Source organism: Streptomyces sp. NPDC044064, from assembly GCF_056434245.1.
This window is the reverse complement of record NZ_JBWKFN010000011.1, coordinates 243,769-258,359: the sequence shown is the minus strand read 5'-3', so window position 1 is coordinate 258,359 and position 14,591 is coordinate 243,769. Positions and strand designations below refer to the sequence as shown.

Genomic DNA, 14,591 nt, shown 5'->3' with positions numbered 1-14,591 from the left:
CCCAGGGATGCACGGCCCTGAATCCACAGGTCGATGCGGATGTCGGTGCCGTCTGGGAGAGTTGAGCCATGGGGGAGGACGACGTGCTGGCGGCGGCGCTCGCGGTGGCGTGCGCGGCCGTCCTGGTGCTGACGGCCGCGCTGGTGCGCACCCGGCGCCGGTGGCGGACCGCGGTCGGGGAGCGGGGGTGGCTGCTGGAGCGGGAGCGGGAGAGCGCCGCCGAGACCGCGATCGCGGCCGAACGCGACCGGATCGCACGTGAGTTGCACGACATCGTCAGCCACAATGTCAGCCTCATGGTCGTCCAGGCGAGCGCCGCCCGCGAGGTGCTCGGCACCATGCCCGACGAGGCCGCGACCGCCCTGCGCGCCGTCGAGGACGCCGGGCGGGGCGCGATGACCGACCTCAGACACCTGCTGGGGCTGCTGGCCCCCGCACAGAACGGCGAGGACACCGACCTGGGCCCGGCCCGCGCCGACGACCCCGGCACGCCCCTCGCCCCGCAGCCCGGCCTCGACCGGCTCGGGCACCTGGTGGACCGGATATCGTTCGCCGGCCTCCCCGTCGAGGTCCGCATCTCGGGCGAGCAGCGCCCACTGCCCCAGGGAGTCGACGTGACTGCCTACCGCATCATCCAGGAGGCCCTGACCAATGCGCTCCGGCACGGCGACGGCGGCAAGGCGGAGGTGTCCGTGCGCTACGCAGACCACGCCCTGCGCGTCGAGGTGCTCAACACCGGCCCCAGCGTGCTGACCGGCACCGCACCGGCCGCGCCGAAGCCGCACGGCGCGGGCACCGGGCGTGGTCTGCTCGGACTGCGCGAGCGGGTCGCCGTCTACGGCGGGGACCTGGACGCCCGGCGCAGACTCGGCGGTGGCTACCGCGTCCGCGCCCGCATACCCCTGGACCGCCCGTGACGGGGCAGGCGCCCGGGGGCGCGCCCCGCGTCCTGATCGCCGACGACCAGACGCTCATCCGGACCGGCTTCCGGCTGATCCTCACCGCTCGGGGCATCGATGTGGTCGGCGAGGCCGCCGACGGCATCGAGGCGGTCGCCGCCGCCCGTGAACTCTCCCCGGACGTCGTGCTCATGGACATCCGGATGCCGGCCATGGACGGCCTGGAGGCCACCCGGCGCATCCTGGAGCAGACCCCGGACTGCCGGGTGCTGATGCTGACCACCTTCGACCTGGACCGGTACGTGTACACGGCGCTGTCGCTCGGGGCCAGCGGCTTCCTGCTGAAGGACGTCACGCCGGAGCACCTGGCGGCGGCCGTGCGACTGGTCGGTACCGGCGACGCCCTGCTGGCGCCGCAGATCACCCGGCGCCTGGTGGAGCGGTACGCGGCCGAGGCCGAGCGGACGGCCGAGACCGTCCCCGCCGACCTGGCCGCTCTCACCCCCCGCGAGCGGGAGGTGCTGACCCTGATGGGACGCGGCCTGTCCAACACCGAACTGGCCGCCGAGCTGACCCTCAGCGAGGCCACGGTCAAGTCCCACGTGGCCCGGATCTTCGCCAAGCTGGGGCTGCGCGACCGCGCCCAGGCGGTCGTCCTCGCCTATGAGACGGGACTGGTCAGACCGGGCCGGCGGTGACCCGCCCGGGCGTCCTCGGGTCGACTCGCGGCGCACCGGTTCCGTCGGGAGGATCACCGCGGCCGGATTCTCGCCGCGGATCTGGGCGAGCAGCACCCGCACCATCGCGGAGCTGATCCGGTCCCACGGCCGGCGGATGGTGGTCAGCGCCGGAGTGACCGCGGTCGCCGCGGGGGAGTCGTCGAAACCGCCCACGGCGATGTCCTGAGGCACCTGCCGGCCCGCCCGCTGCAGCACCGCCAGTACGCCCTGGGCCATCAGGTCGGAGGCCAGGAACACGGCGTCCAGGTCCGGGGCCTGCGCCGGCAGCCGCTCCGCGCCCGCCTCACCGCCGGCCCGGCTGTAGTCGCCGGAGACGACCAGCCGCTCGTCCACCTCGACGCCCGCCTCTGCCGCACCATGTCGCGGGCGCCGTCGCGGTCGTCGGCGGCCGCGTAACCGACCTTCGAGCCGAGGCCGATCGGCCTGTCGTACTACGGCTACCGGCACGGCCCGCTCTCCGACTTCCAGACCACTTTGGACGACGCGGCCTCCCGGTACGGCAAGCCGGTGTTCGTCGCCGAGGCGGCCTACCCCTTCCGGCTGGACAGCGACGACTCGCTGGTCAACCGGATCGACACCACCGGCGGGCTGGCCTCGGGCCACCCCGCGAGCGTGGCCGGCCGGACCAGGTGGATGAACGACGTGGCGGGCATCGTGGAGGCCGTCCCGAACGGCCGCGGCCTCGGCGTCTTCCACTGGGAGGCGACCTGGACCGCGGTCACCGGCAACGGCTGGGACCCGGCCGACGCCGGCTCCGGGGCCGGGCCCCTCCGCGCTTTTGTGAACGGGACCGATGGGAACGGCAGTTCGACACCGGACAAGGGCTCCGGAGTCCCGTACGGGACGGCTTCGGCTGCGCGACAGTGGGAACACGGCGCACGAGGAGGCCGCGAACGGAGGCGCGAGGGATGTTGAGGAACCCCACGGGCGGCATACGGCAGGACATCCTGGACTGGCTCAAGGACCCGGCCGCCCACTTCCCGTCGGGACGCCACCACGGCGACCTCGCCGAGACCGGAGTCACCGCGCGGGCGGTGGCCGCCAAGCTGGGCGTCTCCCGCCGGACAGCAGCCGCCCACCTCGACCTCCTCAGCCGCATCGGACTGCTCCGCACCCGCCGGATCCGCTGCCGCACGCACTACCGGCGCGACGAGATCCGCATCGCCGAGGTGGCCAGGTTGTTCGAGAAGGGCTGGTGAACCGGGAGAGGACGTCGGCGGCGATTTCGCCGACATCGCCCGGGACGCGTCGGACGCTGGGACGATGGAACACCGTCGACCTCGAAGGACAGGCGCACATGACCCCTCCCACTCCTCTGGTCGTCCACCGGTACGTCGCCGTCGGCGGCGAGGGCCCCGAGGACGTCGTCGCCGACTCCCGTGGCCGGGTGCTCACCGGCGTGGCGGACGGCCGGATCCTGCGGATCGACGGCATCGCGGACCCCTCGGCCACCCGCGTCGAGATGCTCGCCGACACCGGCGGGCGGCCGCTGGGCCTCGAACTCCTGCCGGACGGCGCCCTCCTGGTGTGCGACGCCGACCGCGGACTGCTGCGCGTGGGTCCGGACGACGGCGGCGTCCAGGTGCTCGCCGAGGCGGTCGCGGGGGAGCGGCTGCGGTTCTGCAGCAATGCCGTCGCCCTGTCCGACGGCAGCGTGTACTTCACCGTCTCCAGCCGTCGCTATCCGCTGGAGCAGTGGATCGGGGACGTGGTCGAACACACCGGCACCGGACGCCTGTTGCGCCTCGCATCGGGCAGCGACCGGCCCGAAGTGCTGCTGGACGGACTCCAGTTCGCCAACGGCCTCGTAGCCGCCGCCGACGAGTCCTTCCTGGTCGTCGCCGAGACCAGCGCGTACCGGCTGACCCGCTACTGGCTGACCGGGCCCAGGGCCGGGCGACGCGAACCGTTCGCCGACGACCTGCCCGGCATGCCCGACAACCTCTGGCGCGCGGGCAAGGACGGCCCGATCCGGGTGGCCCTGGCCGGCCCGCGCGTACCCCCGCTCGACCTGCTCCACCGCGGCCCCGCGGCCCTGCGCCGCGTCGCCGCCCGCGTCGCCGTCCGCGCGCCCTACCGGCCCGCCGGAACCCTCGGCGTCCTCACCGTCGACGACGACGGCCGCGTCCTGCAGCACCTCACCCGTCGGCGCTCCGGCTACCGCATGGCCACCAGCGTCTGCGAGGCCTCCGGTCACCTGGTGCTGGGCAGTGTGTGGGAGCGGGGCATCGCGGTGTGCGCCCTGCCCGAGCCCGCACGCTGAGCCACTTCCAGGTGCTCGGGGGCCGCCCGCCGCGGCCGCGTGTGCGGCCGGGGCACCTCTGGCGTTACCCTGGTCCGCGGCCGCGATCATCCTGCGCGGCGCGGCGGTGGGGCCCGCCGTATCCGAACCGCGGTGCAGGCGCCGCCAACGGTCCCTACTTGCGACGGCATGGCGCCCGTATGCCCCGGGCCCCGGCGAGTAGGAGAAGTACGAGCATGACAGCCCCGAAGGCCGAGAGTCTCCAGGCCCGCCCCGCGCCCGCGCGGCGGTCGCAGTGGCGTACCCAGGCCCCCGTCGTCGCCGTGGTCGCCGTGGGCGGTGCCCTCGGTGCGACGGCCCGCTACGGGCTGACCCTGGCCTGGCCCACGCCCGTGGGCGCATTCCCCTGGGCGACGTTCTGGACCAATGTCGTCGGCTGCGCCGTGATCGGTGTGTTCATGGTGCTGATCACCGACGTGTGGGCCGCCCACCGTCTCGTACGCCCCTTCTTCGGCACCGGCGTGCTCGGCGGCTTCACCACCTTCTCCACCTACGCCGTCGACATCCGCAGGCTGGTCGACTCCGGCCACCCCCGCACGGGGCTGGCCTACCTCGCCGCGACCCTGTTCGCGGCCCTCGCGGCGGTGTGGCTGGCCTCGGTCGCCGCCCGCCCGGTGCTCACCCGGAGGCAGCGATGACCTCACTCACCGGCCGGGCCGTGCGGCTGACCGTCTACGTCGGCGAGGACGACACCTGGCACCACAAGCCCCTCTACTCCGAGATCGTGCACCGTGCCCACGCCGCCGGGCTGGCCGGGGCCAGCGTCTTCCGCGGGATCGAGGGATTCGGCGCCTCCTCCCGCATCCACACCACCCGGCTGCTGTCGCTGAGCGAGGACCTGCCCGTGGCGATCGTCGTGGTGGACACCGAGGAGCGGGTCCGGGCCTTCCTGCCGCAGCTGGACGAGCTGGTCGGCGAAGGCCTCGTGACGGTGGAGGAGTGCGAGGTCATCCGGTACGCGGGGCGTACGCCCGGCCCGGACGGGACGGAACCGAAGGGTAAAAAGTCGTTGTGAACTGGCTGCTGGTCGTCCTGGGGGCCGTGGTCGGTGCACCCCTGCGCTATCTCACCGACCGGGCCGTCCAGGCGAGGCACGACTCGCTCTTCCCCTGGGGCACCTTTGTGGTGAATGTCACCGGATGCCTGATTCTGGGGCTGCTCACCGGCGCCGTGTCCGCCGGAGCCGCAGGTCCGCACCTGCAGCTGCTGATCGGCACCGGATTGTGCGGGGCGCTGACGACGTACTCGACCTTCTCCTACGAGACCCTGCGGCTGACCGAGGCGGGTGCGGGGCTCTACGCTGCCGCCAACGCCGTCGCCAGTGTGGTGGCGGGGCTCGCGGCGGCCTTCGCGGGTGTGTCCCTTGCCGGGGCCCTGTGGGGCTAGGCGCTTGGCCTACTGCCGGGCATAGTTAGTACTGTCTACAGCACTGTCGACCAATCTTCCTCAGAACTGGATCCGCATGAGCGCCATCTCCGTCGGTCAGGCCGTCGTCCTCGGAGTCGTCGAGGGGGTGACCGAGTTCCTCCCCGTGTCCTCCACCGGCCACCTCAAGATCGCGGAGGGACTCATGAACATCCCGGTCGACGACAAGTCCGTCGTCGGGTTCTCCGCCGTCATCCAGGTCGGCGCCATCGCCGCCGTGCTCGTGTACTTCTTCAAGGACATCAAGCGGATCGTCTCCGCCTGGTTCCGCGGTCTGACCAAGCCCGAGGAGCGTTACCACCACGACTACAAGTTCGCCTGGTGGGTGATCGCCGCGACCGTTCCGATCGTCGTGGTGGGCCTCGCTGCCAAGCCGCTGATCGACGGCCCGCTCGCCTCGCTCTGGGTGGTCGCCGGTTCCCTGATCGTCGGCTCCGCCGTGATGTGGGTGGCGGACCAGATGGGCCGCCACAAGCGCGGTGAGGACGACACCTCCTTCAAGGATGCGATGCTGGTCGGCTGCTCCCAGATCCTCGCCCTGCTCTTCCCCGGCTTCTCCCGCTCCGGCGCCACCATGTCCACCGCGCTCATCCTCGACCTGGACCGTGTCGCCGCCACCCGCCTCTCCTTCTTCCTCGGCATCCCGGCCCTGACCGGCGCCGGCATCTACGAGCTGAAGGACGCCCTCGGTGCGGGCGTCGGCGCCGCCCCGCTGGCCGTCGGCACGATCGTGTCCTTCGTGGTCGCCTACGCCTCCATCGCCTGGCTGCTGAAGTTCGTCGCCAAGCACTCGTTCAACGCCTTCGTGATCTACCGGCTCGTGATCGGCGCCGCCCTCCTCGGCCTGCTCGCCAACGGCACCCTCAGCAGCTGAGCGACCCTCGAACCGCCCACGGGGCGCGGATGCCTGCATTCAGGCGCCGCGCCCCGTGAATGTTTTCTTACGCGACGCCTTGACAGTTCCCGCCTGCAACCCGCAGGATCGCTCCCGTGAACCTGTCAGACAGCCAGACAGGTGGCCCGGCACCCCGGCGTGTGAGCGCCATGGAAGCCGTTCTCGGCCACCTCCGCGGTGCCATCGAACGCGGCGAGTACGGCATCGGCGACAAGCTCCCCTCCGAGGCCGAGCTGTGCCGCACCCTCGAGGTGTCCCGGCCCGTGCTCCGCGAGGCGCTGCGCGCCCTGCAGACGATGGGCCTGACGGTCTCCCGGACCGGCAAGGGCACCTTCGTCGTCGCGAACGCCGTCGAGGACCCCACCTTCGGTGACTACGCGGCCAGCGACCTGCTCGAGGTGCGCCGCCACATCGAGATCCCGGTCGCCGGGTACGCGGCGCTGCGCCGCACCCCCGAGAACCTGGACCACATGGCCCACCTGCTCGACCGCATGGAGCGGGAGACGGACACCACCGCGTGGGTCGCGATGGACAGCCTCTTCCACCTCGCCGTGGCCGAGGCCGCCCAGAACCCGGTCTTCCGCCGGGTCATCGAGGAGATCCGTGACGCGCTGGCGCGTCAGTCGGCCTTCCTCAACGAGCTGGGCGGGCGCCGCGAGCAGTCCAATCGCGAGCACCGGGCGATCGTCGAGGCGCTGATCGACGGTTCCGAGCACGACGCCGTCGAGGCCATGAGTCATCACCTCGACCGCGTCGAGACGACCCTCACCCACATCGTGCGCCCCGGGCGCACGGACCTCCCCACGGAAGGCGGACCCGAGGCGTGAGCGAGCAGCACCTCAAAGGCGAGACGCGCCCCTCGTCAGGCCATGTCGCCGACCACGTCGACGCCGGAGACGCGGGCTACAGCAAGAGCCTGAAGCACCGGCACGTCAACATGATCGCGATCGGCGGTGCCATCGGCACCGGCCTCTTCCTCGGCGCGGGCGGCCGGCTCGCCGACGCCGGCCCCTCCCTGTTCGTCGCGTACGCCGTCTGCGGCGTCTTCGCCTTCCTCGTCGTGCGCGCGCTCGGCGAACTCGTGCTCTACCGTCCGTCCTCCGGCGCCTTCGTGTCGTACGCCAGGGAGTTCCTGGGCGAGCGGGGCGCCTACACCGCGGGCTGGATGTACTTCCTCAACTGGGCGACCACCGGCATCGCCGACATCACGGCGGTGGCCACCTACACCCACTACTGGGGCATGTTCTCCGACATCCCGCAGTGGGTGATCGCGCTGGCAGCCCTCGCCGTGGTCCTCACGGTGAACCTGATCTCGGTGAAGATATTCGGCGAACTGGAGTTCTGGTTCGCGATCGTGAAGGTCAGCGCGCTGGTGGTCTTCATGTGCATCGGCATCTTCCTGCTGGTCACCCAGCACCCCGTGGACGGCGCCACCCCCGGACCGTCCCTGATCACCGACAACGGCGGCATCTTCCCGAACGGCCTGCTGCCCATGCTGCTGATCATCCAGGGCGTCGTCTTCGCCTACGCCTCCGTCGAGCTGGTCGGCGTGGCCGCCGGTGAGACCGAGAACCCCGAGAAGATCATGCCCAAGGCGATCAACTCGATCATGTGGCGCGTGGGCCTGTTCTACGTCGGCTCCGTCGTCCTGCTCTCGATGCTCCTGCCCTGGAACAAGTACAGCGCCGGCGAGAGCCCCTTCGTGACGGTGCTGTCCCACATCGGCGTGCCGGCGGCGGGCGGTGTGATGAACCTGGTCGTGCTCACCGCGGCCATGTCCTCGCTCAACTCCGGCCTCTACTCCACCGGCCGCATCCTGCGCTCCATGGCGGTCAGCGGCTCGGCCCCCGGGTTCACCGCGAAGATGAGCCGCACCCAGGTCCCGTACGGCGGGATCCTGCTGACCAGCGGTATCTGTGTCCTCGGCGTCGGCCTGAACTTCGTCGTCCCGGCGGACGCCTTCGAGATCGTGCTGAACTTCGCGGCGATCGGCATCCTCGCCACCTGGGGCATGATCATGCTCTGCCACCTGCTCTTCTGGCGGAAGACCCAGAAGGGCGAACTGGCCCGGCCTTCCTACCGGCTGCCGGGTTCCCCCTGGACCGAACTGGTGACGCTGGCGTTCCTCGCCTCCGTCCTGGTCCTCATGTACGCCGACGGCGGCGCCGGACGCACCACCGTGCTGTGCCTGCCGCTGATCGTCGCAGCGCTGGTCGCGGGCTGGTACGCCATCCGCGGGCGCATATCGCGCAAGTCCACCTCCGGAGCCGATGCGTGACCCACGCGGCGCTCCCTGACAAGCAGGCAGTGATGTACAGCAGTTCACCTGCGGACCCACCCCTCGTCCGCGAGCCCCTCCACGCTCCCGTCGCCCACCTCATCCGCGGCGGGGTCGTCGAGGGCATCCACTACGGTTCCGTCGTCGTCCTGGGAGCCGACGGCCGGGTCCAGTTCCAGCTCGGCGACATCGAGGCCGCGTTCTACCCGCGCTCGGCCCTCAAGCCCGTCCAGGCCGTCGCCATGCTGCGAGCCGGACTGCCGCTCGACGGCGACCTGCTCTCGCTGGCCGCCGCGAGCCACTCCGGCGAGGAGCGCCACCTCGCCGGCACCCGGCGGATCCTCGCACTCGCCGGTCTCACCGAGGACGACCTGCGCAACGTGCCCGACATGCCGTACGACCCGGCCGTGCGGGACGCCTGGGTGCGCGAGGGCCGGCTGCCCTCCCGCCTCGCCCAGAACTGCTCGGGCAAGCACGCGGCGATGCTGTGGACCGCGAAGCTCAACGGCTGGTCCCTGGACGACTATCTGGACCCGGCCCACCCCCTGCAGCAGGCCGTCGCCGAGATCGTCGAGGACCTGACCGGGCAGCGGGTGGCCCGGGTGACGGTGGACGGCTGCGGCGCGCCGCTGTTCTCCGTCTCCCTGCACGGCCTGGCCCGCGCCGTCGCCCGCATCACCACCGCCGCTCCGGGCACGCCAGAGGCGCGCGTCGCCGACGCGATGCGCGAGCACGCGGAGATGGCCTCCGGCGCCGGCCGGGACGTCTTCGCGCTGATGCGGGCCGTGCCGGGGCTGCTCGCCAAGGACGGCTTCGAGGGCGTCCAGGTGGCCGCGCTGCCCGACGGCCGTGCGATCGCCGTCAAGATCGCCGACGGGGCGAACCGGGCGCGTGTTCCGGTCGCCGCGGCGGCGCTCGCCCGCGCGGGCGTCGACCCCGAGCTGCTGACCGAGTTCGCCGGCGAGGCGCTGCTGGGTGGCGGGGAGCCGGTGGGATGCGTGCGGCCGGTGCGTGCGCTGGATCCGGTGCCGTTCACCGCTTGCGCGTAGCGCTTCGCCCGATGCCGTCGGGGGACTGCTGGTCGTCGCCGGTCTGCGGGCCGTTTGTGGTCGATCGCGCAGTTCCCCGCGCCCCTACGGGGCGCTATCACCTCTGTACCTCAGAAAGAGGACCGCACTCTCATGACCGCGCCCACCCGAAGCGAACACGATCTGCTCGGCGACCGCGACATACCCGCCGACGCGTACTGGGGTGTGCACACCCTGCGCGCGACGGAGAACTTTCCCATCACCGGCACCCCGATCTCCGCGTACCCGCACCTGATCGACGCCCTTGCCGCCGTCAAGGAGGCCGCCGCCCTCGCCAACGAGGAGCTGGGTCTGCTGGCGCCCGAGAAGGCCGCCGCGATCGTCGCCGCCTGCCGGGAGATCCGGGACGGCAAGCTGCACGACCAGTTCGTCGTGGACGTCATCCAGGGTGGCGCGGGCACGTCCACCAACATGAACGCAAACGAGGTCGTGGCGAACCGCGCGCTGGAGCTGCTCGGGCACGCGAAGGGGCAGTACGAGCGCCTGCACCCCAACGAGGACGTCAACCTCGGGCAGTCCACCAACGACGTCTACCCGACCGCCGTCAAGATCGCGACGGTGTTCGCGGTCCGGGGCCTGCTCAAGGCGATGTTCGTGCTCCAGGACTCCTTCGCCCGCAAGGCGGTCGAGTTCCGTGACGTGCTCAAGATGGGCCGTACACAGCTGCAGGACGCGGTGCCGATGACGCTCGGACAGGAGTTCTCCGCGTTCGCCGTCATGATCGAGGAGGACCGGAGCCGTCTTGCCGAGGCCGTCGAGCTGATCCATGAGATCAACCTGGGCGCCACGGCCATCGGCACCGGACTCAACGCTCCCGTCGGATACGCCGAGGCGGCCCGCCGGCACCTCGCCGCCATCACCGGGCTGCCCCTGGTCACCGCGGCCAACCTGGTCGAGGCCACCCAGGACTGCGGTGCCTTCGTCCAGATGTCCGGCGTGCTCAAGCGGGTCGCGGTCAAGCTCTCCAAGAGCTGCAACGACCTGCGTCTGCTCTCCTCCGGTCCGCGCGCGGGCCTGGGCGAGATCAACCTGCCGCCCGTGCAGGCCGGTTCGTCGATCATGCCGGGCAAGGTCAACCCGGTGATCCCCGAGGTCGTCAACCAGGTCGCCTTCGAGGTGATCGGCAACGACGTCGCCATCACCATGGCGGCCGAGGCCGGACAGCTCCAGCTGAACGCCTTCGAGCCGATCATCCTGCACTCCCTCTCGGAGGGCATCACGCACCTGCGGCGCGCCTGCCTCACCCTGGCCGAGCGCTGCGTGGACGGCATCACCGCCAACACCGAGGTGCTGCGCGCGACCGTCGAGAACTCCATCGGCCTGGTCACCGCGCTCAACCCGCACATCGGGTACACGGCCGCCACCGACATCGCCAAGGAGGCCCTCGCCACCGGCCGGGGCGTGGCCGAACTCGTGCTGGAGAAGGGCCTGTTGCCGGCCGAGCGGCTGGCTGACCTGCTGCGCCCCGAGATCGTCGCGGGCAGTGGGGCACCTGTCGCCTGACCTGCGGTTACGCCCCTGCGGCTACGCACCTGGACCGGCCGGGAGGCACAATGGTGATCATGACAACGACGTCGTCCCTCACCTTCCTGCCGGTCCTGGAGCGCATCGCCGAGGAGATAGGGCGCACGCCCGGCCGCGGGCGTCCCGCCGACTACATCCCGGCCCTCGCGGCCCGCGATCCGCGCAGCTTCGGCATGGCGGTCGCCGAGCTGGACGGCACGGTGTACGGGGTGGGGGAGTGGCGTCAGCCGTTCTCCACGCAGTCCATCACCAAGGTCTTCACGCTCGCCCTGGAGCTGGCCCGCGAGGGCGACGAACTCTGGGAGCACGTGGGCCGCGAGCCCTCCGGCAACCCGTTCAACTCCCTGGTGCAGCTGGAGTACGAGAACGGCATCCCGCGGAATCCTTTCATCAACGCGGGCGCGCTCGTCGTCACCGACCGACTCCAGACCCGTACCGGAGACGCGGCCGACACCCTGCTCGCCTTCCTGCGTGCCGAGAGCGGCAACCCGGACCTGGACTTCGACCGGCAGATCGCCGCTTCCGAGACCACGCACGGCGACCGCAACGCGGCGCTGGCGCACTTCATGAAGTCGTACGGCAACATCGAGAACCCCGTGCCGACGCTGCTCTTCGAGTACTTCCGCCAGTGCTCGATCGCCGCCTCCTGCGCCGACCTGGCCCTTGCCACCACCTTCCTGGCCCGCCACGGCATCTGCGCCGACGGCACCCGGCTGCTCACCCGCAGCCAGGCCAAGCAGATCAACGCGATCATGCTGACCTGCGGGACGTACGACGCGGCCGGTGACTTCGCCTACCGCGTCGGCCTGCCCGGCAAGAGCGGTGTCGGCGGCGGCATCATCGCGGTCGTCCCGGGCCGCTGCACCCTGTGTGTGTGGAGCCCCGGGCTGGACGAGCGCGGCAACTCGGTGGCGGGGGTGGCGGCCCTGGACAGGTTCACGACGCTGACCGGACTGTCCGTGTTCTGAGTGTTCGCCCGGCCCCTGCGCACCGTACTGAACAGGACCGCTCACGCGCCGGTCATGTGCAGGCCGCCCGTTGGTGAGTGGAGTGTCTCCTTCCGGCCACCCCGCGTTGACACGCTGAACCAGTGTTGGCCATGGCTTTCCCCGTCGATCTCCGCCGCTGCCAGGTGCTGGGCCTGGCCGGTACCGCCTTTCTCGCACTGGGTGGTGAAACGGCCGGTGCCCTGCCCGTGGAGGACCTCCTCGCCCCGGCGTCGGCGCAGGCCGCGCTCGGGCTGGTCGGGGTCTACTTCGGCGTCGTCCTGCTGATAGCGGCCTGGGTGCTCCTCGGCCGCCTGGTGCGCGGTCCGCAACCGCCCACCCAGCGGTCCCTGCTGGTGGTCCTGGCCGTATGGGCGGCCCCGCTGCTGCTCGCGCCCCCGCTGTTCAGCAGGGACGTCTACAGCTACCTCGCCCAGGGCGCCATGGTCGACGCGCACATGGACGTGTACGCCCAGGGCCCCGCCCAGCTCGGCGGACCGCTGGCGGACGAGGTGGCCCCGGTGTGGCAGCACACGGCCGCCCCGTACGGCCCCGCCTTCCTGTGGCTGGCCTCCGCGCTGTCCGGGCTGACCCGTGGCGAACTGCCCGCGGGCCTGATCGGCATGCGCCTGGTCGCCCTCCTCGGGGTGGCCCTGATGGCGGCGGCCCTGCCCCGGCTGGCCCGGCACAGCGGCGCCGACCCGGCCGCCGCGCTGTGGCTCGGCGCCCTCAACCCGCTGGTCCTGCTGCACCTGGTCGCGGGCGCCCACAACGACGCGCTCATGCTCGGACTGCTGGGGCTCGGCCTGGTCGCCGCCCGTGGCCGGTGGCCCGTCCTCGGGGCGGTGCTCGTCACGCTCGCCGCCCTGGTGAAGGCACCCGCCGCGCTGGGCCTGCTCGCGGTGGTGGTCCTGCAGATCCGCACCCGCCGCACCCCGCTGTGGGCCACCATGACGACGGCCGCCGCCGCGGTGGCGACCACGGTCGCCGCAACCGCCGTGGCCGGCACCGGGTACGGCTGGATCCGCGCCCTGGACACACCCGTCTCCCCGCACAACTGGGCGCTCACCAGCCTGCTGGGCCGCGCCACCGGAGCCCTGCTCGACCGCCTCGGCAGCGACCTGGCCCCGCTCGCCGTACCGGTCTGGCATCTGCTGGGCCTCGCGGTCACCGCCGCGGTCATCGTGCTGATATGGCTCCGGCTGCGCCTGCGACCGGTCTACGCCCTCGGCCTGAGCCTGCTCGCGGTGGCCGTCTTCGGCCCGGCGATCCGCCCCTGGTACGTGCTGTGGGGTCTGTTCCTCATCGCGGCCGCCGCACCCAGCACCTCGGTACGGCACCGGGTGGCCGCCCTCGCCGGTGTCCTGGCCCTCGCCGTCCTGCCCAGCGGCGGCCCGGCGGACATCGGCCAGCTGGTCCTTGCCGTCTCGGGCGGGCTGCTCGGCGTGGTCGTCCTGTGGCAGGCCCACCAGGCGGCCCAGGCCCCGGCGACGGGACGCACGGCATGACGACGCCGACCCTGCCACGCACGGACCGGGGCCGCGCGCTGCTCGTGCTGGCCCTGGCCACCGCGGTGACCGTGTTCACGGCGACCGTGCCGCTGCTGCGGGACTTCTTCGACCTGCGCGTGTACTACGGCGCCGTGCACACCTGGGTGCACCACGGCGGCCGGATCTACGACTACCGGGTGCCGGGGACGACGTACGGCTTCACGTATCCGCCGTTCGCCGCGCTCATCATGCTGCCGCTGGCCCCGATGGGCCGGCACACCGCGATCGTGGCCTCCCTGCTGGTGAACCTGGCCGCGCTGGCGGTGGTCCTGCGCATCCTGGCCGGGCCCGGCTGGCGACGGCACGGCTGGTTCCGGTGGTCGCTCGCCCTGTGCGTGCTCGCGCTGTTCGAGCCGCTGCGCGACACCTTCAGCTTCGGCCAGGTGAACCTGGTCCTGCTGGCCGTGGTGCTCGGCGACGCCTGGCTGCTGTCGACCGGACGCGACCGCCGGGCGGGCGTCGGGGTCGGGCTCGCTGCCGCCGTGAAGCTCACGCCGGCCCTGTTCATCGGGCTGCTTCTGCTCGCCCGGCGCTGGCGGGCGGCCGGGGTGGCCACGGCCGTGGCGCTCGCGGCGACCGGTCTTGCCGCCTGGGCGGACCCCCGTGCGTCCCGCTTCTACTGGACCGAGGCGCTCTGGGACACCAACCGGGTCGGCCGCCTCGACTACGTCTCCAACCAGTCGCTGCAGGGCGTCCTGGCCCGGCTCGGCGAACCGGACCGTGCACTGTGGGCCACGGTGGTCCTGCTGGTGCTGTGTGTGTGGGCGTGGCGGGCGAGCCGGGCGGTGGCGGCCGGCGAATGGACGGCGGCCTTCGCCCTCACCGGTGCCGCGGCCTGCCTGGTCAGTCCGATCACCTGGGTGCACCACCTGGTGTGGCTGCTGCCGTCCTTCGCGGTGCTGGC

At 72.0% G+C, this 14,591-nt stretch carries 14 protein-coding genes and 3 pseudogenes; 16 read left to right on the top strand and 1 reads right to left on the bottom strand.

Annotation, left to right across the window (positions count from 1 at the left end; all coding sequences use genetic code 11):
• Positions 1-68 precede the first annotated feature (68 nt).
• Both AC07DS_RS20100 and AC07DS_RS20095 read left to right on the top strand, forming a co-directional pair.
• Positions 69-917: a sensor histidine kinase gene (locus tag AC07DS_RS20100; RefSeq protein WP_479147072.1), complete on the top strand. Its 849-nt coding sequence runs from the start codon at positions 69-71 to the stop codon at positions 915-917.
• The gene (locus AC07DS_RS20095) at positions 914-1,597 is read left to right on the top strand and encodes a response regulator (protein ID WP_479147070.1); all 684 of its coding nucleotides are present in this window, start codon (positions 914-916) and stop codon (positions 1,595-1,597) included. Before AC07DS_RS20100 ends, AC07DS_RS20095 begins: the two co-directional genes overlap by 4 nt.
• Positions 1,598-1,615: 18 nt before the next feature.
• Here the strand turns inward: AC07DS_RS20095 and AC07DS_RS20090 are convergent.
• Positions 1,616-2,064, bottom strand: a pseudogene (locus AC07DS_RS20090) (LacI family DNA-binding transcriptional regulator); the annotation flags it as partial.
• Here AC07DS_RS20090 and AC07DS_RS20085 point away from each other — a divergent pair.
• From AC07DS_RS20085 to AC07DS_RS20020, 14 genes and pseudogenes are all read left to right on the top strand, one after another.
• Positions 2,057-2,404: pseudogene (locus tag AC07DS_RS20085) on the top strand (glycosyl hydrolase 53 family protein); the annotation flags it as partial. The pseudogenes AC07DS_RS20090 and AC07DS_RS20085 sit on opposite strands and share 8 nt — an antisense overlap.
• A gap of 143 nt (positions 2,405-2,547) precedes the next feature.
• Positions 2,548-2,838, top strand: coding sequence for a helix-turn-helix domain-containing protein (locus AC07DS_RS20080; RefSeq protein ID WP_145886019.1), 291 nt, complete (start codon positions 2,548-2,550; stop codon positions 2,836-2,838).
• A 98-nt stretch (positions 2,839-2,936) separates the two neighbouring features.
• A complete protein-coding gene (locus AC07DS_RS20075) occupies positions 2,937-3,902 on the top strand; it encodes an SMP-30/gluconolactonase/LRE family protein (protein ID WP_479147068.1) in 966 nt (321 codons plus the stop codon).
• A gap of 215 nt (positions 3,903-4,117) precedes the next feature.
• Positions 4,118-4,579 carry a fluoride efflux transporter CrcB gene (gene crcB, locus AC07DS_RS20070; protein ID WP_479147067.1) on the top strand — a complete coding sequence of 154 codons (462 nt, stop codon included), beginning with the start codon at positions 4,118-4,120 and terminating at the stop codon, positions 4,577-4,579.
• Positions 4,576-4,956, top strand: a complete 381-nt coding sequence (locus AC07DS_RS20065; protein WP_479147065.1) for a DUF190 domain-containing protein — start codon at positions 4,576-4,578, stop codon at positions 4,954-4,956. Before crcB (AC07DS_RS20070) ends, AC07DS_RS20065 begins: the two co-directional genes overlap by 4 nt.
• Positions 4,953-5,327, top strand: a complete 375-nt coding sequence (gene crcB / locus AC07DS_RS20060; RefSeq protein WP_479147064.1) for a fluoride efflux transporter CrcB — start codon at positions 4,953-4,955, stop codon at positions 5,325-5,327. The genes AC07DS_RS20065 and crcB (AC07DS_RS20060) overlap by 4 nt, the downstream gene beginning before the upstream one ends.
• Positions 5,328-5,403: 76 nt before the next feature.
• Positions 5,404-6,240, top strand: coding sequence for an undecaprenyl-diphosphate phosphatase (locus AC07DS_RS20055; protein ID WP_479147063.1), 837 nt, complete (start codon positions 5,404-5,406; stop codon positions 6,238-6,240).
• Between the two features lie 170 nt (positions 6,241-6,410).
• The gene (locus AC07DS_RS20050; protein WP_393477213.1) at positions 6,411-7,088 is read left to right on the top strand and encodes a FadR/GntR family transcriptional regulator; all 678 of its coding nucleotides are present in this window, start codon (positions 6,411-6,413) and stop codon (positions 7,086-7,088) included.
• The gene (locus AC07DS_RS20045) at positions 7,085-8,539 is read left to right on the top strand and encodes an amino acid permease (protein WP_479147061.1); all 1,455 of its coding nucleotides are present in this window, start codon (positions 7,085-7,087) and stop codon (positions 8,537-8,539) included. The genes AC07DS_RS20050 and AC07DS_RS20045 overlap by 4 nt, the downstream gene beginning before the upstream one ends.
• Before the next feature lie 32 nt (positions 8,540-8,571).
• On the top strand, positions 8,572-9,588 hold the full coding sequence (locus tag AC07DS_RS20040; protein WP_479147139.1) for an asparaginase: 1,017 nt from the start codon (positions 8,572-8,574) through the stop codon (positions 9,586-9,588).
• A gap of 132 nt (positions 9,589-9,720) precedes the next feature.
• Positions 9,721-11,130: an aspartate ammonia-lyase gene (gene aspA / locus AC07DS_RS20035; protein WP_479147059.1), complete on the top strand. Its 1,410-nt coding sequence runs from the start codon at positions 9,721-9,723 to the stop codon at positions 11,128-11,130.
• 50 nt (positions 11,131-11,180) lie between these two features.
• The gene (locus tag AC07DS_RS20030) at positions 11,181-12,119 is read left to right on the top strand and encodes a glutaminase (protein ID WP_479147058.1); all 939 of its coding nucleotides are present in this window, start codon (positions 11,181-11,183) and stop codon (positions 12,117-12,119) included.
• Positions 12,120-12,250: 131 nt separating this feature from the next.
• Positions 12,251-13,645 carry a polyprenol phosphomannose-dependent alpha 1,6 mannosyltransferase MptB gene (gene mptB, locus AC07DS_RS20025; RefSeq protein WP_479147057.1) on the top strand — a complete coding sequence of 465 codons (1,395 nt, stop codon included), beginning with the start codon at positions 12,251-12,253 and terminating at the stop codon, positions 13,643-13,645.
• Positions 13,642-14,478: pseudogene (locus AC07DS_RS20020) on the top strand (glycosyltransferase family 87 protein); the annotation flags it as partial. The gene mptB and the pseudogene AC07DS_RS20020, both read left to right, overlap by 4 nt.
• Between the last annotated feature and the right edge of the window lie 113 nt (positions 14,479-14,591).

Excerpts from the sequence above, each read along its gene's own strand:
- AC07DS_RS20100 (WP_479147072.1), top strand. The coding sequence starts at position 69 with ATGGGGGAGGACGACGTGCTGGCGGCGGCGCTCGCGGTGGCGTGCGCG.
- AC07DS_RS20080 (WP_145886019.1), top strand. The coding sequence starts at position 2,548 with ATGTTGAGGAACCCCACGGGCGGCATACGGCAGGACATCCTGGACTGG.
- AC07DS_RS20075 (WP_479147068.1), top strand. The coding sequence starts at position 2,937 with ATGACCCCTCCCACTCCTCTGGTCGTCCACCGGTACGTCGCCGTCGGC.
- crcB (WP_479147067.1), top strand. The coding sequence starts at position 4,118 with ATGACAGCCCCGAAGGCCGAGAGTCTCCAGGCCCGCCCCGCGCCCGCG.
- AC07DS_RS20065 (WP_479147065.1), top strand. The coding sequence starts at position 4,576 with ATGACCTCACTCACCGGCCGGGCCGTGCGGCTGACCGTCTACGTCGGC.
- AC07DS_RS20055 (WP_479147063.1), top strand. The coding sequence starts at position 5,404 with ATGAGCGCCATCTCCGTCGGTCAGGCCGTCGTCCTCGGAGTCGTCGAG.
- AC07DS_RS20050 (WP_393477213.1), top strand. The coding sequence starts at position 6,411 with ATGGAAGCCGTTCTCGGCCACCTCCGCGGTGCCATCGAACGCGGCGAG.
- AC07DS_RS20040 (WP_479147139.1), top strand. The coding sequence starts at position 8,572 with ATGTACAGCAGTTCACCTGCGGACCCACCCCTCGTCCGCGAGCCCCTC.
- aspA (WP_479147059.1), top strand. The coding sequence starts at position 9,721 with ATGACCGCGCCCACCCGAAGCGAACACGATCTGCTCGGCGACCGCGAC.
- AC07DS_RS20030 (WP_479147058.1), top strand. The coding sequence starts at position 11,181 with ATGGTGATCATGACAACGACGTCGTCCCTCACCTTCCTGCCGGTCCTG.
- mptB (WP_479147057.1), top strand. The coding sequence starts at position 12,251 with ATGGCTTTCCCCGTCGATCTCCGCCGCTGCCAGGTGCTGGGCCTGGCC.